23 protein-coding genes and 1 tRNA gene are annotated in these 20,680 nt (G+C 63.7%); all 24 read left to right on the forward strand.

Features of this window, described 5'->3' with window-relative positions; translation table 11 throughout:
- Positions 1-62 precede the first annotated feature (62 nt).
- The 24 genes from IP92_RS04920 to IP92_RS05035 all read left to right on the forward strand — a co-directional run bounded on the left by IP92_RS04920 (position 63) and on the right by IP92_RS05035 (position 20,680).
- A complete protein-coding gene (locus IP92_RS04920; protein WP_145873433.1) occupies positions 63-557 on the forward strand; it encodes a YceD family protein in 495 nt (164 codons plus the stop codon).
- A 231-nt stretch (positions 558-788) separates the two neighbouring features.
- Positions 789-971 carry a 50S ribosomal protein L32 gene (gene rpmF, locus IP92_RS04925; RefSeq protein WP_005666806.1) on the forward strand — a complete coding sequence of 61 codons (183 nt, stop codon included), beginning with the start codon at positions 789-791 and terminating at the stop codon, positions 969-971.
- A 156-nt stretch (positions 972-1,127) separates the two neighbouring features.
- A complete protein-coding gene (plsX, locus tag IP92_RS04930; RefSeq protein WP_145873434.1) occupies positions 1,128-2,171 on the forward strand; it encodes a phosphate acyltransferase PlsX in 1,044 nt (347 codons plus the stop codon).
- A gap of 6 nt (positions 2,172-2,177) precedes the next feature.
- Complete coding sequence (locus IP92_RS04935) at positions 2,178-3,164, forward strand: beta-ketoacyl-ACP synthase III (RefSeq protein WP_145873435.1); 987 nt, start codon at positions 2,178-2,180, stop codon at positions 3,162-3,164.
- Positions 3,165-3,332: 168 nt separating this feature from the next.
- Complete coding sequence (gene fabD / locus IP92_RS04940; protein WP_145873436.1) at positions 3,333-4,274, forward strand: ACP S-malonyltransferase; 942 nt, start codon at positions 3,333-3,335, stop codon at positions 4,272-4,274.
- A 31-nt stretch (positions 4,275-4,305) separates the two neighbouring features.
- Positions 4,306-5,052 carry a 3-oxoacyl-ACP reductase FabG gene (gene fabG, locus IP92_RS04945; protein ID WP_145873437.1) on the forward strand — a complete coding sequence of 249 codons (747 nt, stop codon included), beginning with the start codon at positions 4,306-4,308 and terminating at the stop codon, positions 5,050-5,052.
- A 184-nt stretch (positions 5,053-5,236) separates the two neighbouring features.
- Complete coding sequence (gene acpP / locus IP92_RS04950; protein WP_028104092.1) at positions 5,237-5,476, forward strand: acyl carrier protein; 240 nt, start codon at positions 5,237-5,239, stop codon at positions 5,474-5,476.
- A gap of 42 nt (positions 5,477-5,518) precedes the next feature.
- Positions 5,519-6,763, forward strand: a complete 1,245-nt coding sequence (fabF, locus tag IP92_RS04955; protein ID WP_145873438.1) for a beta-ketoacyl-ACP synthase II — start codon at positions 5,519-5,521, stop codon at positions 6,761-6,763.
- Positions 6,764-7,081: 318 nt separating this feature from the next.
- The gene (locus IP92_RS04960) at positions 7,082-7,570 is read left to right on the forward strand and encodes a hypothetical protein (RefSeq protein WP_145873439.1); all 489 of its coding nucleotides are present in this window, start codon (positions 7,082-7,084) and stop codon (positions 7,568-7,570) included.
- 198 nt (positions 7,571-7,768) lie between these two features.
- Positions 7,769-8,371 carry an RNA polymerase sigma factor RpoE gene (gene rpoE, locus IP92_RS04965; RefSeq protein WP_145873440.1) on the forward strand — a complete coding sequence of 201 codons (603 nt, stop codon included), beginning with the start codon at positions 7,769-7,771 and terminating at the stop codon, positions 8,369-8,371.
- A 66-nt stretch (positions 8,372-8,437) separates the two neighbouring features.
- Positions 8,438-8,752: a sigma-E factor negative regulatory protein gene (locus IP92_RS04970; RefSeq protein ID WP_145873441.1), complete on the forward strand. Its 315-nt coding sequence runs from the start codon at positions 8,438-8,440 to the stop codon at positions 8,750-8,752.
- A gap of 202 nt (positions 8,753-8,954) precedes the next feature.
- On the forward strand, positions 8,955-10,460 hold the full coding sequence (locus IP92_RS04975) for a Do family serine endopeptidase (protein WP_145873442.1): 1,506 nt from the start codon (positions 8,955-8,957) through the stop codon (positions 10,458-10,460).
- Positions 10,461-10,470: 10 nt separating this feature from the next.
- Positions 10,471-10,719: a glutaredoxin family protein gene (locus IP92_RS04980; protein ID WP_145873443.1), complete on the forward strand. Its 249-nt coding sequence runs from the start codon at positions 10,471-10,473 to the stop codon at positions 10,717-10,719.
- 157 nt (positions 10,720-10,876) lie between these two features.
- Positions 10,877-12,670, forward strand: coding sequence for a translation elongation factor 4 (gene lepA / locus IP92_RS04985; protein ID WP_145873444.1), 1,794 nt, complete (start codon positions 10,877-10,879; stop codon positions 12,668-12,670).
- Positions 12,667-13,587 (forward strand): signal peptidase I, encoded by a 921-nt coding sequence (gene lepB, locus IP92_RS04990; RefSeq protein WP_145873445.1) that lies wholly within the window; start codon positions 12,667-12,669, stop codon positions 13,585-13,587. Before lepA ends, lepB begins: the two co-directional genes overlap by 4 nt.
- Positions 13,588-13,601: 14 nt before the next feature.
- Entirely contained in the window at positions 13,602-13,985 is a 384-nt protein-coding gene (locus tag IP92_RS04995; RefSeq protein WP_145873446.1) for a DUF4845 domain-containing protein, read from the forward strand.
- A gap of 7 nt (positions 13,986-13,992) precedes the next feature.
- Positions 13,993-14,781 (forward strand): ribonuclease III, encoded by a 789-nt coding sequence (gene rnc, locus IP92_RS05000; protein ID WP_145873447.1) that lies wholly within the window; start codon positions 13,993-13,995, stop codon positions 14,779-14,781.
- 12 nt (positions 14,782-14,793) lie between these two features.
- Positions 14,794-15,696, forward strand: a complete 903-nt coding sequence (era, locus tag IP92_RS05005) for a GTPase Era (RefSeq protein WP_145873448.1) — start codon at positions 14,794-14,796, stop codon at positions 15,694-15,696.
- Between the two features lie 150 nt (positions 15,697-15,846).
- Positions 15,847-16,731 (forward strand): DNA repair protein RecO, encoded by an 885-nt coding sequence (recO, locus tag IP92_RS05010; protein ID WP_229418633.1) that lies wholly within the window; start codon positions 15,847-15,849, stop codon positions 16,729-16,731.
- 10 nt (positions 16,732-16,741) lie between these two features.
- Entirely contained in the window at positions 16,742-17,500 is a 759-nt protein-coding gene (gene pdxJ, locus IP92_RS05015; RefSeq protein ID WP_145873449.1) for a pyridoxine 5'-phosphate synthase, read from the forward strand.
- Positions 17,497-17,892, forward strand: a complete 396-nt coding sequence (acpS, locus tag IP92_RS05020) for a holo-ACP synthase (RefSeq protein ID WP_145873450.1) — start codon at positions 17,497-17,499, stop codon at positions 17,890-17,892. The genes pdxJ and acpS overlap by 4 nt, the downstream gene beginning before the upstream one ends.
- Positions 17,889-19,757, forward strand: a complete 1,869-nt coding sequence (gene uvrC / locus IP92_RS05025; protein WP_145873451.1) for an excinuclease ABC subunit UvrC — start codon at positions 17,889-17,891, stop codon at positions 19,755-19,757. Before acpS ends, uvrC begins: the two co-directional genes overlap by 4 nt.
- A 163-nt stretch (positions 19,758-19,920) precedes the next feature.
- A complete protein-coding gene (pgsA, locus tag IP92_RS05030; RefSeq protein WP_145873452.1) occupies positions 19,921-20,505 on the forward strand; it encodes a CDP-diacylglycerol--glycerol-3-phosphate 3-phosphatidyltransferase in 585 nt (194 codons plus the stop codon).
- Positions 20,506-20,604: 99 nt separating this feature from the next.
- Positions 20,605-20,680, forward strand: a tRNA-Gly gene (locus tag IP92_RS05035).

Here is a 20,680-nt window from a genome sequence, read left to right on the forward strand (position 1 = left end):
GTCTTTGACGCGGCGTGGAAAACCCTGCTATTATCGCAGGTTTTCGAGGGAAATTTTAGCCAATGAATGCTCTTGTGATCGACGCCTTCGAGTTTTGTCGGACCAACAGCACCCGTGAAGGCGTAACGCCTGTGGCTGAAATGGAGCGCCTGGCGCGCGATTGCGCCGATCCGTCCGGGTCGATTACCTGGAAGGCGGAAGGCGGTACGAGCAAGCAGGGCTATCCACAGATGCGGCTGGCCGTTGCCGGTACCGTGCAGCTGAATTGCCAGCGTTGCCTGACTCCGTTTGCCTATGAGATCGATTCGTCGACCTTGCTGATGCTGGGTGCGGACGATGCGACGGCCGACGAGATCGAAGAGGTCATCGACGACGAAACGGTGGACGTGATCGTCGGCACCCGGTCGATGAACCTGATGGACCTGATTGAAGACGAGGCCCTCTTGGCCTTGCCGCAAGCACCGAAGCACGACGTTTGCCCCGATACGGCATTGCTCGATTCGCTGCGCGGTGAAAAGAAATCGCCGTTCGACGCGCTGAAGGCGCTGAAAAAATAAAGATCGTTTAGATGTAGGAGGGTGTCGAGAAACCGCGCAACAGGTTGATCGACGTGCTCGAAGGAACATGCCAATCGGGCTGCGAGTATTGGCATTCTAGTGGTAACGCAGCAAGGCAGCGTAGCAAGCTCGTTTCGTGAATGCGTGCGGCGATGCCACCGGGATACTCGATTTGCATGATTGTGCGGTCGATTGTGTTAAAATTTTAGAACTTTAGTATTAGGAGTCATCATGGCAGTTCAACAGAACAAGAAGTCCCCGTCGAAGCGCGGCATGCACCGTTCGCACGATTTCCTGACCGCCCCGAACCTGGCAGTCGAGCCGACGACCGGCGAAACCCATCTGCGTCACCACATCAGCCCGAACGGCTTCTACCGTGGTCGCAAGGTGCTGAAGACCAAAAACGACGAGTAATCGACGTTTTGGTTTCGGCCAAAGACCAAAAGCGGTGCACGCGAGGAATTCCATCGTGGCGCCGCTTTTTCTTTTCGTCGGCCGCAAACGACTTTGCGGCATGCTTCTGAATACCGCAGGCCCCGGCCGTCAGGCCAGGATTGCAACTTGCCCGCAATGACAATCAAAATATCTATCGACTGCATGGGCGGCGACCATGGCCCGTCAGTCACCATTCCTGCCGCAATCTCCTTCCTGAAACGTGAACCTGACGCCGAACTGATCCTCGTGGGTCTCGAAGACGTCATCCGAGCCGAGCTGAAGAAGTGCCATGCGGAGGCGCACCCGCGCGTCTCCATCTTGCATGCTTCCGAGCAGGTGACGATGGACGATCCGCTCGAGGTCGCGCTGCGCCGCAAGAAGGATTCGTCGATGCGCGTCGCGATCGAGCAGGTCAAGGACGCCAAGGCCCAGGCCTGCGTCTCGGCCGGCAATACCGGCGCGCTGATGGCCGTTTCCCGCTACGTGCTGAAGACGATGGCCGGCGTCGATCGCCCCGCCATCTGCACGATCATGCCGAACATGAAGGACGGTCCCACCTATGTGATGGACCTGGGCGCGAACGTGGACTGCGAACCGCACCACCTGCACCAGTTCGCGATCATGGGCTCCGTGCTCGTGCACGCGATGGAAGGCATCGAGCGCCCGACGATCGGCCTGTTGAACGTCGGTACCGAGGACATCAAGGGTAACGAGGTCGTCAAGGCCACGATCCCGCTGCTGCAGGCCGACCACGAACGTGGCAAGCTGAATTTCTACGGCAACGTGGAAGGCAACGACATCTTCAAGGGCACCACGGACGTCGTCGTCTGCGACGGCTTTGTCGGTAACGTGGCGCTGAAGGCCATCGAAGGCGTGGCCGGCTTCTTCAAGATGGTGCTGACGGCAGAATTCAAGCGTACGCCATTGACGATGCTGGGCGCGGCGATCGCCAGCAGCGCACTGAAGCGGATCCGCCGCCGCCTGAACCCGGCGCGCTACAACGGCGCCAGCCTGCTGGGCCTGCGCGGGCTCGTGTTCAAGAGCCACGGCGGCGCCGATACCGAAGCGTTCGAATGGGCGATCCGCCGGGCGTACGACGCGGCCAAAAAAGATGTGCAGCAGCAGCTGGCGGACCTGATCGCCGAACTGATGCCGCGTGAAACGACAACTATTGGATGAGACGGCATGACTTTGTACAGCAAAATCATCGGCACAGGGAGTTACCTGCCCGAGAAACGCGTCACCAACCAGGAACTGACCGAGGAGTTGGCGGCCAAGGGCATTGAAACGTCGGACGAGTGGATCTCCACCCGTAGCGGCATCTCGGCGCGGCATTACGCGGCGCCGGAGCAGAATTCCTCCGACCTCGCCGTGCACGCGGCGCGGCGCGCGCTGGAGATGGCGGACCTGCAGCCGGATGACATCGACCTGATCATCGTGGCCAGCTCGACGCCGGACTTCTTCGGCAGCTTCCCCAGCACCGCCTGCATCGTGCAGCGCAAGCTGGGCATGACCAACACCAGCGCGGCCGTGGACGTGCAGGCCGTCTGCAGCGGCTTCGTCTACGCGATGGCATCGGCGGACAGCTTCATCAAGTCCGGCATGCACAAGACCGTGCTGGTGATCGGCGCGGAAGTGTTTTCGCGCATCCTGAACTTCGAAGACCGCACCACCTGCGTGCTGTTCGGCGACGGCGCCGGCGCAGTCGTGATGACGGCATCCGAAGAGCCGGGCGTGCTGGCCTGCAAGCTGCACGCGGACGGCCGCCATTCCGACATCCTGTCCGTGCCCGGCAACGTGGCCGGCGGCGCGGTCGCGGGCAGTGCCTTCCTGTACATGGATGGCCAGGCCGTGTTCAAGCTGGCCGTCACCGTGCTGGAAAAAGTGGCGCACGAAGCGCTGGACGCTGCCGGCATGACGAGCGACCAGATCGACTGGCTGATCCCGCACCAGGCCAATATCCGCATCATGAACGGCACGGCGCGCAAGTTGGGGATGTCGCCGGAGAAGATGGTGGTCACGGTCGACCAGCACGGCAACACGTCGGCCGCATCGATCCCGCTGGCACTCGATACCGCCGTGCGCGACGGCCGCGTGAAGAAGGGCGATGTCGTGATGATGGAAGGCGTCGGCGGCGGCTTTACTTGGGGCGCCGTCCTGGCGAGGATGTAATGCTTACCTTTTCTGCTCGCCAGGACTTGGCGCGGATGTAGGCTTGCCGGTCCCGGCGGTGTACAATGCGCGCCGTTTTAGAATTAGTGCTCTAGACGCCAAACCGCGCGCCCTAAGTGGGCCGCGCGGTAGCCTTCCGCACTACCGAACATAACGAGAACACACAAGATGACCCAATTCGCATTTGTCTTCCCCGGCCAGGGCTCCCAGGCCGTGGCCATGATGGAAGGCTTCAACGGCAACCCCATCGTCGAGCAAACGATCGCCGAAGCGTCCGACGCGCTGCAATTCGACCTCGGCAAGCTGATCGCCGAAGGTCCGAAGGAAGAGCTGGACCTGACGACGAACACGCAACCGGTGATGCTGACGGCCGCTGTCGCCGTCTACCGAGCGTGGATCGCCGCGGGCGGCCCCGTGCCGGCCGTCGTGGCCGGCCACAGCCTCGGCGAATACTCGGCGCTCGTCGCCGCCGGCGTGATCCCGTTCAAGGATGCCGTGCCGCTGGTGCGCTTCCGTGCCCAGGCCATGCAGGAAGCCGTGCCGGTCGGGCAGGGCACGATGGCCGTCGTGCTGGGCCTGTCGGACGACGACGTGCGCGCCGCCTGCGCCGAAGCGATCGCCGCCGATCCGAGCCAGGTCGTCGAAGCCGTCAACTTCAACGCGCCGGCCCAGGTCGTCATCGCCGGCCACAGCGCGGCCGTCGACAAGGCCTGCGAATTCGCCAAGGCGAAGGGCGCCAAGCGCGCGATGCGCCTGCCGGTGTCGGCGCCGTTCCACTCGTCGCTGCTGAAGCCCGCGTCGGATCGCCTGCGCGACTACATGGCCGAGTTGCATTTCAGCGCGCCGCAGATCGACCTGATCAACAACGTCGACGTGGCCGTGCTGCACGACCCGGCCAGCATCAAGGATGCGCTGGTGCGCCAGGCCGCCAGCCCCGTGCGCTGGGTCGAGACGATGCAGAAGGTGGCAAGCTCGGGCATCACGCAGGTGATCGAATGCGGTCCCGGCAAAGTGCTGATGGGCCTGACCAAGCGCATCGACCCGAACCTCGTCGGCGACGCCATCACGGACCAGGCGTCGCTCGAGCGCGTGCTGGCCGCATTCAAGTAAGCACTCCACACCTCATACAGAAGGGAAGACGATGAATCTGTCCAATCAAGTCGCGCTCGTCACGGGCGCCTCGCGCGGCATCGGCAAGGCGATCGCTACGGAGCTGGCGCGCCAGGGCGCGAAAGTGATCGGCACCGCCACCACCGAGGCTGGTGCCGAAGCGATCTCCGCCTATCTGGCCGAGATCGGTCCGGAAGCGGGCAAGGGCGCCGTGCTGAACGTCACCGATGCCGAGCGCTGCGCCGGCATCATCGACGAAATCGGCAAGGAGTTCGGTCCAGTCGGCATCCTCGTCAACAATGCCGGCATCACCGCCGATCAACTGGCGATGCGCATGAAGGATGACGAGTGGGACAAGGTCATCGCGACGAACCTGACGGCTGTCGGCCGGCTGTCGCGTGCGGTCCTGCGCGGCATGATGAAGGCAAAGACGGGGCGTATCATCAACATCACGTCCGTCGTTGCGTCGTCGGGCAATCCCGGTCAGATGAATTACGCGGCCGCGAAGGCGGGCGTGGAAGGCATGTCGCGCGCGCTGGCCCGCGAGATCGGCAGCCGCAACATCACCGTGAACAGCGTTGCGCCGGGCTTCATCGACACCGACATGACGAAGGTGCTGGGCGAGGAACAGCACGCGGCGCTGCTGACGCAGATTCCGCTGGGCCGACTCGGCAAGCCGGAGGATATCGCCGCCGCGGTGGCGTTCCTCGCGTCGCCCCAGGCGGCCTACATCACCGGTACCACGCTGCACGTCAACGGCGGCATGTACATGGGCTGATCGGCGCGGCCGATGAGCGTCAAATAACGAACTGACGGGCGCTGTGGCGGTATTTTAGCTACGCGTTCCTGTCTTTTAGCAGTGATTTCGGTCCAGCTGAGTTCAGAAGCCGAAATTAGTTTTTCAGCGCGCAAACCTGATAAAATGCGCGCTTTCCGTAACATACACATAATGGAGCCATAACATGTCCGATATCGAACAACGCGTTAAGAAGATCGTCGCCGAACAACTGGGCGTCGCCGAAGCAGACATCAAGAACGAATCGTCCTTCGTCGATGACCTGGGCGCCGATTCCCTCGACACCGTTGAACTGGTCATGGCGCTGGAAGACGAGTTCGAAATGGAAATCCCTGACGAACAGGCAGAAAAGATCACTACCGTGCAGCAGGCTATCGACTACGCAACTGCGCACGTGAAGGCCTAAGCCAACGCAACAAGCAGCACAGATCGACTCCAGGAGAATCGCTTGAGTTCCAAAAACCGTCGTGTGGTGGTTACCGGTCTCGGTTGCGTGTCCCCGATCGGCAATACGATTGCCGAAGCGTGGAGCGCGGTTACCGAGGGTAAGTCCGGTATCGCCAACATCACCAAGTTTGATGCCAGCGCGTTCTCGACCCGCTTTGCCGGCGAGGTCAAGAACTTCAACGTCGAAGATTATCTCGACGCCAAGGAAGCCCGCCATATGGATACCTTCATCCATTACGGCATGGCCGCAGGCATCCAGGCGATCCAGGATTCCGGTCTGGTCGTCACCGAAGAGAACGCCGATCGCATCGGCGTGATCATCGGCTCCGGCATCGGCGGCCTGCCGATGATCGAAGAACAGAAGGAAGATTACGACAAGCGCGGTCCGCGCCGTATCTCGCCGTTCTTCGTACCGGCCTCGATCATCAATATGATCTCCGGCAATCTCTCGATCAAATACGGCATGCGCGGTCCCAACCTGGCGATCGTGACGGCCTGCACCACCGGCCTGCACAGCATCGGCGAAGCAGCCCGCCTGATCGAATACGGCGATGCCGACGCCATGGTGGCCGGCGGTGCCGAATCCACCGTGTCGCCGCTGGGCCTGGGCGGTTTCGCCTCGGCCCGCGCACTGTCGACCCGCAACGACGATCCGGCCACCGCATCCCGTCCATGGGACAAGGACCGCGACGGCTTCGTGCTGGGCGAGGGCGCCGGCGTGATGGTGCTGGAAGAGTACGAGCACGCGAAAGCGCGCGGTGCGAAGATCTACGCGGAACTGGTCGGCTACGGCATGAGCGCTGACGCGTACCACATGACGGCGCCGCGCGAAGACGGCAGCGGCGGCGCGAAGTCGGCGCTGAACGCGCTGCGCAACGCCGGCCTCAACCCGGACCAGGTGCAGTACCTGAACGCGCACGGCACGTCGACGCCGGCGGGCGACGTCGCTGAAGTCTTCGGCATCAAGTATGCCTTCGGCGCCCATGCGAAAAACCTGGTGGTCAGCTCGACGAAGTCGATGACCGGCCACCTGCTGGGCGGCGCCGGCGGCCTCGAGTCCGTGTTCACCGTGCTGGCGATCCACCACCAGGTGGCTCCGCCGACGATCAATATGTTCAACCAGGACCCGGCCTGCGACCTGGACTTCTGTGCCAACCAGGCGCGGCCGATGGCGATCCAGTATGCCGTGAAGAACTCGTTCGGCTTCGGCGGAACGAACGGCAGTCTCGTGTTCGGAAAAGTTTGAACTTTTTTTGCTCACCCCGGTCATACCGGAGTGAGCGCTAAGAGGCCCGGCGGATTCCCGCCGCGGCCTGTCGGTGCCGGCGTCCGCCGGCATCCGTACGTCCGGTTTTCCGGTCGCCAGGTGTTCCACTCGGGATGCCGCGATCGCGACACGACAAGAGGCCGGCGCTTCCCACTGTAGTGATTCGTTGTAGCGGGTCTGCTTCCCGCGATGCTTTCGCTCGGCCTGGCTGTTTGCCGCCGTACGTTCCGGCGCCAGCGTCCGTCGCACCGGCTCGCCATCGCTGCATTGCGGCCGGACCAAGCCACCGGAGGGTGCATGTCGATCGCATTGTCGGCCACCGTTCGCGCTTCGCCGCTGCTGCGCCTTGCGCTGGCGTGCCTGTGCGCGGCCGTGCTTGTAGCCAGCACATGCGTGGCAAGCGATGGCGGCGGCGATGTCGCAAGCGCGCTGATGCTGGCCGCCGGCGTGCTTGGGGCCGGCTGTGGCAGGGCCGATGTCAATGCGGTGCGCATTGATATTTCGGGTGGAGGCGGGATACGCCTGACGGTATACCAACAACTGGAAGTTGTAGACCACGCGGCGTCCGGTTGTAGCGCGGGCGATCCCGGTTGTAGCGCGCGGCTGCTGCCTGGATCGACGCTGTGGCCGTGGCTGCTGATCTTGCGGTTGCGGTGCCAGGACGAGGAGGGAAGCGAGCGCGTGCCAGGCCGCGTGCAGTGGCTCGTGGTGCTGCCGGACAGCGCGGCGCCGGACGTGCGCCGCCGACTGGCGCTGGCGGTCCGCGCGATCGCCGCCAGCCACTGATGCGCGTCAGGGCGGGCGCGGCAAGCGGCGCCGCCCGCCCGCACGCGCAAGCTGCATCACGAACACCGTGTACCACGAACGCCGTGTACCACCAGCACCGCGGGGCGAAAAAAACCCCGGCCAGCTTTGAACCATCTGCGGCGGGTCGACTCTATAGCGGTATGAGCGCCCGCGCTGCAGGCCACCGAGGGTAAAGGTGTGACGACAGACCGTGAGAGCGATCAGCTGCTGGTCGAGCGAGTCCAGGCAGGCGAACGGCAAGCGTTTGACTTGCTGGTGTCGAAGTATCAGCGCAGGCTGATGCGGCTGGTGTCGCGCATCGTGCACGACTCGGCCGAAGCGGAAGACGTGGTGCAGGAAACCTTCATCAAGGCCTTCCGCGCGCTGCGCCACTTCCGCGGCGATTCCGCCTTCTATACCTGGTTGTACCGGATCGGGATCAACACCGCCAAGAACTTCCTCGTTACCCAGAGCCGTCGCACTCCCACGTCCACGGACACCGATGCCGAACAGGCCGAAGCGTTCGACGAAGGGGATCAGCTGCGCGACATCAATACGCCCGAGTCCATGTTGGCCAGCAAGCAGATCGCGCAAACGGTCAATGCCGCGATGGATGCGCTGCCGCTCGACCTGCGGACGGCGATCGTGCTGCGCGAGATCGAAGGCCTGTCCTACGAAGAGATCTCGGACATCATGGCCTGCCCCATCGGAACCGTGCGCAGCCGGATCTTCCGGGCCCGCGAAGTGATCGCAGAAAAATTGCGCCCACTATTGGACATGCCGGTTGACAAGCGCTGGTAAGCGTTCGACACTGACAGTTCAGTGCGCGTAAATGCTGATTAACTATCGCGGCAGACAGGAAATGCCATGGAAACTTCGACCCGACTGCAGGAAAACATCTCCGCGATGGTGGATAACGAATTGCCCGCGTGCGAGGTCGAGTTGACACTGGCGGGCCTGGCCGAACCGGAAGGGCGGGAAGCCTGGCACCTGTACCACCTGATCCGCGATACGCTGCGTGCCGCCGCGGCGGGCCCCGAGCTGTCGCCGGGTTTCGCCGGCCGGCTGGCCGAACGGCTGGCCGACGAGGAACTGCCGGGCCGCCCGGCCGATGCGCTATCGCACGAACAGCGCGAGCAGCGCGGCGACAGCGCGTCGCCGGCCGCCGCCACGCTGCCGTAATCCTGGGCATTCCCCATCCTGCCCCGCTCACCCTGTTACAAATCCTCTCCCGTCGTTACAGGGCGGTACAAATCTCCTCTTGAAATTTGTTGCCTCTTGCAACATCTTGTGCGTGCTGCAACTTTGGGTTTTCGCTTACCATACGGCGACAGCCCCGGCTGCGTTGCGTTACGTTGTGCCAACCGATAACTATACGATTCCTATGAAAACCAAACTCTCTGCTGGAAGCAAAACTCTGTCGGCGCTGATGGTCAGCGCAGGGATCCTGTTCGCGCCTGCCACGTTTGGCCTGGCGCCCGTGCACGCGGCCGCGGCGTCCGTGGCCGGCTTGCCCGATTTCGCGGACATGGTGGAAAAAGTGGGGCCGGCCGTCGTCAACATCCGCACCACGGAGCGCCGCCTGCTGCGCGACCCGAACATGCCGGACGAGGACGAGATGCAGGAATTCTTCCGCCGCTTCTTCGGCGGCCAGTTCCCGCAGCCCCGTCGCGACGGCCAGCAGCAGCGCGGCCAGCAGCGCCGCGCGATCCCCCAGCAGGAGCAGGAAGTGCAGCGCGGCGTCGGCTCCGGCTTCATCATCTCCGCCGACGGCTACGTGCTGACCAATGCGCACGTCGTGGCAGGCGCCGACGAGGTCTACGTCACGCTGACGGACAAGCGTGAGTTCAAGGCCAAGGTGCTGGGTTCCGACACCCGCACCGACGTGGCGCTGCTGAAGATCGACGGCAGCAAGCTGCCGGTGCTGACGATGGGCGACTCGAACAAGATCCGCGTCGGCGAATGGGTCGTCGCGATCGGTTCGCCGTTCAACCTGGAGAACACCGTCACGGCCGGCATCATCTCGGCCAAGGCGCGCGACACGGGCGAATACCTGCCGCTGATCCAGAGCGACGTGGCCGTCAACCCGGGTAACTCGGGCGGTCCGCTGATCAATATGCGCGGCGAAGTCATCGGCATCAACTCGCAGATCGCCACCTTGTCCGGCGCCTATAACGGCATCTCGTTCGCCGTGCCGATCGACGAGGCGATGCGCGTCGCGGACCAGCTGAAGAAGAGCGGCAAGGTGACCCGCGGTCGCATCGGCGTGTCGATCAGCGAGGTGACGCGCGACGTGGCCGAGTCGCTGGGCTTGAAGAGCGCCCGCGGCGCCGAGGTGTCGATGGTCGAGGAGGGCGGGCCGGCCGCGAAAGCGGGCGTGCGCGCCGGCGACATCGTCATCAAGTTCAACGGCCGTGACATCGAAAAATCCGGCGACCTGCCGCGCCTGGTGGGCAACACGGCGCCGAATTCGCGCGCGACGATCACCGTATGGCGCCAGGGCCAGGCCGTAGACCTGCCGCTGACCGTGGCCGAACTGCAGTCGGACGAGCCGGAGAAGGGCGCCCGCGGCGAGCGCGGCGGCAAGCAGAAGTCCGAGAGCGCGGCCAATTCGCTGGGCCTGCAGGTCTCCGACCTGTCCGCCGCGGACAAGAAGGAACTGGGCGTGACGGGCGGCGTGCGGGTCGATGCCGCCGGTGGTGCGGCAGGCGCGGCGGGCATCCGCGAGAACGACGTGCTGCTGCAGCTGAACAACACGCCGATCACGGATGCCAAGCAGTTCCAGTCGCTCGTCATCAAGCTCGATCCGAAGAAGAACGCGGTCCTGCTGGTGCGCCGTGGCGATGTCGCACGCTTCCTGACGTTGCGCCCGGCCCCGGCCGCACGCTGACGGGAGCCGTGTGAAGTTCACGCTGTATTCGCGCAGCTACTGCCACCTGTGCCAGGACATGCTCGACGCATTGCTGGCACTGCAAACGCCGGAGCGGCCGTTCACCGTCGACGTGATCGACGTGGACGCCGATCCGGCGCTGGTGGCCCGTTTCGACGAGCTCGTCCCGGTGCTGTTCGCCGCCCTGGACGAGCCCGAGCTCTGTCATTACTTCCTCGATGAAGGCAAAGTGCGCGCAGTCCTCACCTCCCCAGCTTGACGTTTTTGCATCTGTGCGACCCCGTCACGTCGGAAAACGGGCTTTCCACTCTGAAATCCGGTAAAATGCGAGGGATTTCCCCTCGTTTTGTCGAAAGGCGCTCGCCCAGGGCTTCTTCTGCGCAGAGCGCTTTTTGTATTGCACCGTTTTTAATTTAATGAACAACATTCGCAATTTTTCCATCATCGCCCACATCGACCATGGCAAATCCACGCTGGCGGACCGTATCATCCAGCTGTGTGGCGGCCTGTCGGACCGCGAGATGGAAGCGCAGGTGCTCGATTCGATGGATCTGGAGCGCGAGCGCGGCATCACCATCAAGGCCCAGACCGCCGCGCTGAAGTACAAGGCGCGCAACGGCGAGATCTACAACCTGAACCTGATCGACACGCCCGGCCACGTCGACTTCTCGTATGAAGTCTCGCGCTCGCTGTCGGCGTGCGAAGGCGCGCTGCTCGTGGTCGACGCGTCGCAGGGTGTCGAGGCGCAAACGGTGGCGAACTGCTACACGGCGCTCGACCTGGGCGTGGAAGTCGTGCCCGTGCTGAACAAGATCGACCTGCCGAATGCGGACCCGCCGTCGGCGATCGCCGAGATCGAGGACGTGATCGGCATCGAGGCGGGCGACGCCGTGCAATGCTCGGCCAAGACGGGCCTGGGCGTGGAAGACGTGCTGGAATCGATCATCGCCAAGGTGCCGCCGCCGAAGGGCGATCCGGAAGCACCGCTGCAGGCGCTGATCATCGACTCGTGGTACGACGCCTACGTGGGCGTCGTGATGCTGGTGCGCGTCGTCAACGGCACCTTGCGCCCGAAGGAAAAGATCAAGCTGATGGCCACCGAGTCGGTGCAGCTGGTCGAGGACATCGGCATCTTCTCGCCCCGTTCCGTGTCGCTGCCGGAACTGTCGGCGGGCCAGGTGGGCTTCGTCATCGCCGGCATCAAGGAACTGAAGGCCGCCCGCGTGGGCGACACGATCACGTCGGCCGCCAAGCCGGCGCCGGCGCCGCTGCCGGGCTTCAAGGAAGTGCAGCCGCAGGTGTTCGCGGGCCTCTTCCCGGTGGAGGCGAACCAGTACGACGCGCTGCGCGACTCGCTGGAAAAGCTGAAACTGAATGACGCCGCGCTGATGTACGAGCCGGAAGTGTCGCAGGCGCTGGGCTTCGGCTTCCGCTGCGGCTTCCTGGGCTTGCTGCACATGGAAATCGTGCAGGAGCGCCTGGAGCGCGAATTCGACATGGACCTGATCACGACGGCACCGACCGTCGTGTATGAAGTCGAGCGCCGCGATGGCACGACGATCAATGTCGACAACCCGTCGCGCATGCCCGATCCGTCGCAGATCAACGAGGTGCGCGAGCCGATCGTCACGGTGAACCTGTACATGCCGCAGGAGTACGTTGGTTCCGTGATCACGCTGTGTATCGCCAAGCGCGGCATCCAGATGGACATGGCCTACCACGGCCGCCAGGTCAAGCTGGTCTACGAAATGCCGATGGCCGAGATCGTGCTGGACTTCTTCGACAAGCTCAAATCCACGTCGCGCGGCTATGCGTCGATGGATTACGAGTTCAAGGAATACCGTCCGGCCGACGTCGTCAAGGTCGACATGCTGATCAACAGTGAGAAAGTCGACGCACTGGCGATCATCGTGCACCGCGCCAATGCGCCATACCGCGGCCGTGCCGTGGCGGCGAAGATGCGCGAACTGATCCCGCGCCAGATGTTCGACGTGGCGATCCAGGCGGCGATCGGCTCGAACATCATCTCGCGTGAAAACGTGAAGGCGATGCGCAAGAACGTGCTGGCCAAGTGCTACGGCGGCGACATCACGCGGAAGAAGAAGCTGCTCGAAAAGCAGAAGGCCGGTAAGAAACGCATGAAGCAGGTCGGCTCCGTCGAGATCCCGCAAGAAGCCTTCCTGGCTATCCTTCAAGTGGAAGAAAAATGACAATGCAAAGCATCTTGGGCAATTTCGCACTGATCCTGTTCGTGCTGATGGTGATCACCGGGATCATCTGGGTCCTCGACGTGTTTTATTTGTCCAAGCAGCGCCGGGCTAGCGCGGACCGTGCGCTGGCCGAGTACGACAGCCGGATCGCCGTGTCGACGGCGAACGGGATCCGTCACGACGGCAACGCGGAAAAGCGCGCCGAGATCGAAGCGAAGATCCTGCGCCAGCCGACGTGGATCGAGTACTCGGGCAGCTTCTTCCCCGTGATCGCGCTCGTGTTCGTGCTGCGTTCGTTCCTGTTCGAGCCGTTCAAGATCCCGTCGTCGTCGATGGTGCCGACCTTGCTCGTCGGTGACCTGATCCTCGTGAACAAGTTCACGTACGGCATCCGCCTGCCGATCATCAACGAGAAGATCATTCCGATCAACGACCCGCAGCGCGGCGACGTGATGGTGTTCAAGTATCCGAAGGACATGAGCCAGGATTACATCAAGCGTGTGATCGGCGTGCCCGGTGATAAGATCACCTATGAGAACAAGCGCCTGACGGTGAACGGCAAGCCGGTGACGTACGCCGGCCTGGACGATTACCTCGACGACGAAAGCCTCGTGTACAAGAAGCAGTACCGGGAAAGCCTGACGGGCGTCGAGCACCGCATCCTGAACGACGAGCGGGCGCCGACGTTGAACCTGTCCGACGTGCGCGACTTCCCGCACAAGGATGCGTGCACCTATACGTACGACGGCTTTACGTGCGTCGTGCCAGCCGGCAACTACTTCATGATGGGCGACAACCGTGACAACAGCGCGGACAGCCGTTACTGGGGTTTCGTACCTGACAAGAACATTGTCGGCAAGGCTGTCGCGGTCTGGATGAACCTGTCCAATCCGCGCCGGATCGGCGGCATTCAATAAATAAAGGAGTGGCGATGCGGGCGAGTCGTGCGGACAGACAGGGCGGCATCTCGCTGGTGGGCCTGATCGTCACGCTGGCGGTATTGGGCGTGCTGGCGCTGCTGGCGATGCAGGTACTGCCGACGTACACGGAATACCGCTCGATCAACGCGGCCGTCGCGAAGGCGAAGACGGCCGGGACGCCGCAGGAAATCCGCGCCGCGTTCGACCGCAGCGCCGAGGTAAACTACATCACGTCGATCGCGGGCCGCGACCTGACGATCGAACGCGTCAATGGCGAGACGGAAGTGTCCTTCGCCTACGACAAGAAAATCCACCTGGCCGGGCCGGCCAGCCTGCTGCTCGAATACAGCGGCTCGACCGCGAAAGGCGGTCCTACCACCGCGAAGGCGGATTGAGGAATTGATGAATTTACAGTTATTGCAAACCAAGCTGGGTCATACGTTTCAGGATGCTGGGTTGTTGCAGCAGGCCCTGACGCATCGCAGCCACAGCAGTTTGCATAACGAACGCCTCGAATTCCTTGGCGACTCGATCCTGAACTGCGTCGTCGCGTCGATCCTGTACGAGCGCTACGAGCAGATCGACGAAGGCGACCTGTCCCGCCTGCGGGCCAACCTCGTCAAGCAGCAATCGCTGTACGAGATCGCTCAGAAGCTCGAGCTGTCGCAGTTCCTGCGGCTGGGCGAGGGCGAGCTGAAGTCGGGCGGCTTTCGCCGGCCGTCGATCCTGGCCGACACGCTCGAAGCGCTGCTGGGCGCGATCTTCCTGGACGCCGGCTTCGACGCCGCCGCGCGCGTGATCCGCGCGTTCTACATCCCGATCCTCGATTCCGTCGACCCGCGCACCCTGGGCAAGGATGCCAAGACGCTGTTGCAGGAATTCCTGCAGAGTAAAAAGATCTCGTTGCCGCTGTACAACGTCGTTGCCACGCATGGCGCCGCGCACAGCCAGGAATTCGAGATCGAATGCCTGGTGCCGAAGCTGGGCATCCAGGTCTACGGCCGGGGCGGCAGCCGCCGCGCCGGCGAACAAGCCGCCGCCAAGCTGGCGCTGGAAGTGGCCGAGCAGGCGCTGTTGAAGGCGCCGGCCGCCGCACGCAAGAGCCGCCCCCGTGCCGCCCAGCTGAAGCTGGCCGGCATCGCCACCGTACAGAGCGACGAGCCGGCCGCAAAGAAGCTCGCGAACAAATAACCGAGAAACACCATGACTGACGCCTCCACGCCCGCAGGATTCCGCTGCGGCTATATCGCCATCGTCGGCCGCCCCAACGTGGGCAAGTCGACCCTGATGAACACGCTGATCGGCGCCAAGGTCAGCATCACGTCGAAGAAGGCGCAAACGACGCGCCACCGCATCACCGGCATCCAGACGGTTGCCGATGCGCAGTTCATCTACGTCGACACGCCGGGCTTCCAGACGCGCCATTCGAACGCGCTGAACAAGACGCTGAACAAGACGGTGACGAACACGCTGGACTCGTCCGACGTGATCCTGTACCTGGTCGAGGCCGGCACGTTCGGTGCCGCCGACCAGCAGGTGGTCGACCTGCTGCCGAAGAACGTGCCGGTGATCCTGGTGATCAACAAATCCGACCGCTGCAAGGACAAGGCCGTGCTGCTGCCGTTCGCCCAGCAAGTGGCCAGCAAGTTCGACTTCGCGGCCGTCGTGCCCGTGTCGGCCAAGCTGCGCTTCCAGCTGGACGGCCTGCAGAACGAAATCAAGCGCTTCCTGCCGGAGAACGACCCGATCTTCGGCGAAGACGACATCACGGACCGCAGCGAGAAATTCCTCGCCTCCGAAATCGTCCGCGAAAAACTGTTCCGCTTCGTCGGCGAAGAACTGCCGTACACGAGCACGGTGATCATCGAGAAGTTCGAACAGGAAGGCAACCTGCGCCGCATCTTCGCCGCGATCCTCGTCGAGCGCGACAGCCACAAGGCGATGATCATCGGGAACAAGGGCGCCCGCCTGAAGGAAGTCTCCACGCAAGCCCGGCAGGACATGGAAAAGCTGTTCGGCGGACCCGTGTACCTGGAGATCTGGGTGAAAGTGAAATCCGGCTGGGCCGACAACGAGGCCGGCCTGCGCGCGTACGGGTACGAATAACCGATTATGCCGAAGCGGCGTACCGTCGAGCCTGTGTCCACTTTCTCCCATCTGGGGTCAGACCCGGAAGTGGACACGAGCTCGACTGTAACCATCAAGGCAGATGAGCCTGCGTCCACTCTGGGGGCTGCCCCCATGGACGAACACCCCATGGACGAACCCATGGACACGAGTTCAACATTGGCGGCGCGCGAGGAGCGCGCCCCCTACCTGGTAACGCCTGAGCTCGTGTCCACTTCCGGGTCTGACCCCAGAGTGGAAAAAGTGGACACGGGCCCAGCCGCAGTGCCACCGCTCCGCAAGCGCGCCCAGCCGCGCACCGTCGGCACCCGTGTCACCGCGCAGCCGGCGTTCGTCCTCCACAGCTATCCGTACAAGGAAACCAGCCTCATCGTCGAGCTGCTGACGCGCGACTTCGGCCGCGTGGCGCTGATCGCAAAGGGGGCGAAGCGACCGCATTCGCAGCTGCGCGGCGTGCTGCAGACGTTTCAGCCGCTGTCCGCCGGCTGGTCCGGCAAGAACGAGCTGCGCACGCTGACCGATGCCGACTGGGTCGGCGGCCTGCTGCCGCTCGAGAAGACGGCGCTGCTGTGCGGCTTCTACCTGAACGAGCTGCTCGTGAAGCTGCTGGCGCGCGACGATGCGCACCCGGCGTTGTTCGATCACTATGTCGCCACGCTGAACCAGCTGGCGCACCAGGAGCCGCCGCCGATCGTCTTGCGGAAGTTCGAAACGGCCTTACTTAAGGAGACTGGCGTCGCCGCCGACCTGACGCGCTGCGCCGACACGCGCACGAAAGTGCGCGCCGATGTACAGTACGTGGTGGACCCGGAGCGCGGCCCGCGTCCCGCCCGGCAGGACGACATGGCCCCGCGGGTGGCCGGCAAGACGCTGCTCGACATGGAGCGCGAGGATTACCAGGACCCGGCCACGCAGGCGCAAAGCAAGCAGCTGATGCGGCACCTGCTGGCCTGGCACCTGAACGGGGCGCCCCTGAACACGCGCCAGATTTTGATCGACCTGATGCAACTGTAAAAATAACACCATGAGCTACCTCCACCCTAGCGGCACCATGATCGACCTCGGCGTGAACATCGACCACGTGGCCACGCTGCGCAATGCGCGCGGCACGAAGTATCCCGACCCGATCCGCGCCGCGCTGCTGGCCGAACAGGCCGGTGCCGACTGCATCACGCTGCACCTGCGCGAGGACCGCCGCCACATCAAGGATGCGGACGTGATCGCGCTGGCGCCGCAGCTGATCACGCGGATGAACCTGGAGGCCGCGGTGACGCCCGAGATGATCGACTTCGCCTGCCGCATCAAGCCGGCCGACGTGTGCCTCGTGCCCGAGAAGCGCACCGAGATCACGACCGAAGGTGGCCTCGACGTGGTGCGCTTCCACAAGGAAGTCGCGGCCGCCGTCAAGCAGCTGCAGGGCGAGAACATCCGCGTCTCGCTGTTCATCGACGCGGACGAGGACCAGATCGCCGCCGCGGCCGATGTCGGCGCACCCGTCATCGAACTGCACACGGGTGCCTACGCCGATGCGGAAGGCGAGGAACAGCAAAAGGAACTGGAGCGCATCAAGGCCGGCGTACGCTGGGGCGTGCAGCGCGGCCTGAAGGTCAACGCCGGTCACGGCCTGCACTACACGAACGTGCAGGCGATCGCCGCGATCCCGCAGATCGAGGAACTGAACATCGGCCATGCGATCGTCGCGCATTCGGTCTTCGTGGGCTGGGAAAACGCCGTGCGGGAGATGAAGGCGATCATGGTGTCCACGCGTCTCGGAGCGAAATGATCCACGGGATCGGCACCGACATCTGCAAGGTTCCCCGCATCGGCGAGGCGCTGGCACGCCAGGGCGAACGCTTCGCGCGCCGCGTGCTCGGGCCGCAGGAGCTGGACGTGTACCGCGAGCGCGCCGCCCGCAACGCCGTGCGCGGCGTGCGCTACGTGGCCACGCGGTTCGCGGCAAAGGAAGCGTTCTCGAAGGCGCTGGGCCTGGGCTTGCGGCCGCCGATGACTTGGCCGGCGGCGCAGATGCTGAACGACGAGCAGGGCAAGCCGCAGCTCGTCTACAGCGGCGCCTTGCTGCGGTATATGGAAGAACACCGGCTGACGGCCCAGGTATCCGTCAGCGATGAAGAGGAGTACGCGGTCGCATTCGTGATCGTGGAGAAGCAACGATGAGTGACACAACCGAAACTGGAGTGCCGACGCTGTCGGCGCGCGAGCAGGTGCTGGCCACCGTCGCGAAGCTGCCGAACCTGCCCGGTGTCTACCGCTACTTCGACGCCGAGGACAAGGTCCTGTACGTGGGCAAGGCGCGCGACCTGAAGAAGCGCGTGTCGAACTACTTCCAGAAGAACCTGGCGAGTCCTCGCATCGCGATGATGGTCGAGCGCATCGCGCGCCTCGAGACGACGGTGACGCGCAGCGAGGCGGAAGCGCTGATCCTCGAGAACAACCTGATCAAGACGCTGCAGCCGCGCTTCAACATCCTGTTCCGCGACGATAAATCGTACCCGTACCTGAAGCTGACGGGCGACGACGTGCCGCGCATGGTCTACTACCGCGGAGCCGTCGACAAGAAGAACCAGTACTTCGGTCCTTTCCCGTCCGCGTGGGCCGTCAAGGAATCGATGCAGATCCTGCAGAAGGTGTTCATGCTGCGCACCTGCGAGGACAGCGTCTACCAGAACCGCACGCGCCCGTGCCTGCTGCACCAGATCGGCCGCTGCAGCGGCCCGTGCGTGGGCGCCATCACGCCCGAGGACTACCGCGTCGACGTGAACAACGCGGCGCGCTTCCTGCGCGGCCGCACCACCGAGGTGATGGAAGAGCTGGAGCAGAAGATGCACGCCTATGCGGCCGACCTGAAGTTCGAGCAGGCCGCGTCGGTGCGCAACCAGATCCAGTCGCTGTCGAAGGTGCTGCACCAGCAGAGCATGGAGACGACGGACCAGGACGTGGATATCATCGCCGTCGTCGTGCAGGGCGGGCGTGCCTGCGTCAACCTGGCGATGGTGCGCGGCGGCCGGCACCTGGGCGACCGCGCCTACTTCCCGACGCACGTGATGGATGCGGAAAGCGTGGCCGAACAGCCGATCGAAGTGGAGGTGCTGGCCGCCTTCCTCGTGCAGCACTACACGGAGAAGTACATCCCCGGTGTGCTGATCCTGAACATCGAGTTCGACCAGCCGGAGCTGATTCTCGCATTGCAGGAGCAGTGCGGCCACCGCATCAACCTGCTGTTCCAGCCGCAGGGGCAGCGCCGCCAATGGCTCGAGCTGGCGCAGAAGGGGGCCGAGATCGCGCTAGCACGGCTGCTGTCCGAGCAGGGTTCGCAGCAATCGCGCACGCGCGCGCTCGTCGACGTGCTGGGCATCGAATGCGCGGACCTCGAAACGTTGCGCATCGAATGCTTCGACATCAGCCACACGCAAGGCGAGGCGACGCAGGCATCGTGTGTGGTGTTCCATCACCACCAGATGCAGAACGGCGAATACCGCCGCTACAACATCAACGACATCACGCCCGGCGACGATTACGCGGCGATGCGCCAGGTGCTGACGCGGCGCTACGAGAAGGTCGCCAATGGCGATGGCGTGATGCCCGACATCGTGCTGATCGACGGCGGCAAGGGCCAGGTCGAGATGGCGCGTCAGGTGTTCGTCGAGCTGGGGCTCGACATCAGCCTGATCGTCGGCGTCGCGAAAGGCGAGGGCAGGAGAGTCGGCCTGGAGACGCTGGTGTTCGTCGACGGCCGCGCGCCGCAGGAGCTGGGCAAGGAGTCGGCCGCGCTGATGCTGGTGGCGATGATCCGCGACGAGGCGCACCGCTTCGCGATCACGGGCATGCGCGCGAAGCGCGCCAAGACACGGCAGACGTCCACCCTGGAAGAGATCGAAGGCATCGGCGCGAAGCGCCGCCAACGCCTGCTGGCGCGTTTCGGCGGCTTGCGCGGCGTGGTCAATGCGAGTGTCGAGGACCTGATGTCGGTCGACGGCATCTCGGCGAAACTGGCCGAAGAGATCTACCGGCGCTTGCATTGAGCGGGCATGGCTGCGTTGCGGCGCCTTGCGGTGACTGAAGCACTGTCTGCGTCGCCTCGGCTTGCATGTTGAATCGTGCTTGCTGGCATTAGCCCGGCCGGCAAGGTAGACTAGCGGCGCGTCATTACAATTCCTATAGCCGCCCCGAATCTCTGCCCGTTCTATGCCCTTTAACATCCCCATCCTGCTGACCTGGCTGCGCGTTGCGCTGATTCCCCTGGTCGTAGGCGTGTTCTACCTCCCTCCCACCTGGTTGCCCCTGCAGGACCGCAATCTCGCCGCCACCCTGGTCTTTATCGTGGCCGCCATCACCGACTGGTTCGACGGCTTCCTGGCGCGGCGCTGGAACCAGACTTCCGCATTCGGTGCCTTCCTCGACCCCGTCGCGGACAAGCTGATGGTGGCCGGCGCGCTGCTGGTGCTGGTGCAGCTGGACCGCTGCAACGCGATCCTCGCCTTCATCATCATCGGCCGCGAGATCACGATCTCCGCGCTGCGCGAATGGATGGCGCAGATCGGCGCATCGAAGTCGGTGGCGGTGAACTCGATCGGCAAGATCAAGACGGCGGCGCAGATGACGGCGATTCCCGCACTGCTGTACTACGACGTGATCCTTGGCGCCATCGACACGCGCTTCTGGGGCGAAAAGCTGCTGTGGCTCGCCAGCGTGCTGACGGTGTGGTCGATGTTCTACTACCTGAAGAAGGCCTGGCCGCTGATCAAGGAACGCTCGGGAAATTTGAACTAAACAGTATTTGTTGTTTCTCCCTTGACCAGCCCAGCTCCATGCTCTATAATGCTGGCCTGTTGTTGATGACGACGCAGCAGTCAGGCGGCGCAGCAGAATGCGGGAGTAGCTCAGTTGGTAGAGCGCAACCTTGCCAAGGTTGAGGTCGAGAGTTCGAGACTCTTCTCCCGCTCCA

Origin of the sequence: Pseudoduganella flava (genome assembly GCF_007830495.1) — a bacterium.
GTDB classification, from domain to species: domain Bacteria; phylum Pseudomonadota; class Gammaproteobacteria; order Burkholderiales; family Burkholderiaceae_D; genus Rugamonas; species Rugamonas flava.

What these genes read in the sequence shown, in the direction of transcription:
- uvrC (WP_145873451.1), top strand. Translation starts at nt 17,889, where the DNA reads ATGAGTGACACAACCGAAACTGGAGTGCCGACGCTGTCGGCGCGCGAG.
- rnc (WP_145873447.1), top strand. Translation starts at nt 13,993, where the DNA reads ATGAATTTACAGTTATTGCAAACCAAGCTGGGTCATACGTTTCAGGAT.
- IP92_RS04935 (WP_145873435.1), top strand. Translation starts at nt 2,178, where the DNA reads ATGACTTTGTACAGCAAAATCATCGGCACAGGGAGTTACCTGCCCGAG.
- IP92_RS04970 (WP_145873441.1), top strand. Translation starts at nt 8,438, where the DNA reads ATGGAAACTTCGACCCGACTGCAGGAAAACATCTCCGCGATGGTGGAT.
- IP92_RS04920 (WP_145873433.1), top strand. Translation starts at nt 63, where the DNA reads ATGAATGCTCTTGTGATCGACGCCTTCGAGTTTTGTCGGACCAACAGC.
- acpS (WP_145873450.1), top strand. Translation starts at nt 17,497, where the DNA reads ATGATCCACGGGATCGGCACCGACATCTGCAAGGTTCCCCGCATCGGC.
- acpP (WP_028104092.1), top strand. Translation starts at nt 5,237, where the DNA reads ATGTCCGATATCGAACAACGCGTTAAGAAGATCGTCGCCGAACAACTG.
- fabD (WP_145873436.1), top strand. Translation starts at nt 3,333, where the DNA reads ATGACCCAATTCGCATTTGTCTTCCCCGGCCAGGGCTCCCAGGCCGTG.
- fabG (WP_145873437.1), top strand. Translation starts at nt 4,306, where the DNA reads ATGAATCTGTCCAATCAAGTCGCGCTCGTCACGGGCGCCTCGCGCGGC.
- rpmF (WP_005666806.1), top strand. Translation starts at nt 789, where the DNA reads ATGGCAGTTCAACAGAACAAGAAGTCCCCGTCGAAGCGCGGCATGCAC.
- pdxJ (WP_145873449.1), top strand. Translation starts at nt 16,742, where the DNA reads ATGAGCTACCTCCACCCTAGCGGCACCATGATCGACCTCGGCGTGAAC.
- lepB (WP_145873445.1), top strand. Translation starts at nt 12,667, where the DNA reads ATGACAATGCAAAGCATCTTGGGCAATTTCGCACTGATCCTGTTCGTG.
- era (WP_145873448.1), top strand. Translation starts at nt 14,794, where the DNA reads ATGACTGACGCCTCCACGCCCGCAGGATTCCGCTGCGGCTATATCGCC.
- IP92_RS04960 (WP_145873439.1), top strand. Translation starts at nt 7,082, where the DNA reads ATGTCGATCGCATTGTCGGCCACCGTTCGCGCTTCGCCGCTGCTGCGC.
- IP92_RS04995 (WP_145873446.1), top strand. Translation starts at nt 13,602, where the DNA reads ATGCGGGCGAGTCGTGCGGACAGACAGGGCGGCATCTCGCTGGTGGGC.
- lepA (WP_145873444.1), top strand. Translation starts at nt 10,877, where the DNA reads ATGAACAACATTCGCAATTTTTCCATCATCGCCCACATCGACCATGGC.
- pgsA (WP_145873452.1), top strand. Translation starts at nt 19,921, where the DNA reads ATGCCCTTTAACATCCCCATCCTGCTGACCTGGCTGCGCGTTGCGCTG.
- plsX (WP_145873434.1), top strand. Translation starts at nt 1,128, where the DNA reads ATGACAATCAAAATATCTATCGACTGCATGGGCGGCGACCATGGCCCG.
- recO (WP_229418633.1), top strand. Translation starts at nt 15,847, where the DNA reads ATGGACGAACCCATGGACACGAGTTCAACATTGGCGGCGCGCGAGGAG.
- IP92_RS04975 (WP_145873442.1), top strand. Translation starts at nt 8,955, where the DNA reads ATGAAAACCAAACTCTCTGCTGGAAGCAAAACTCTGTCGGCGCTGATG.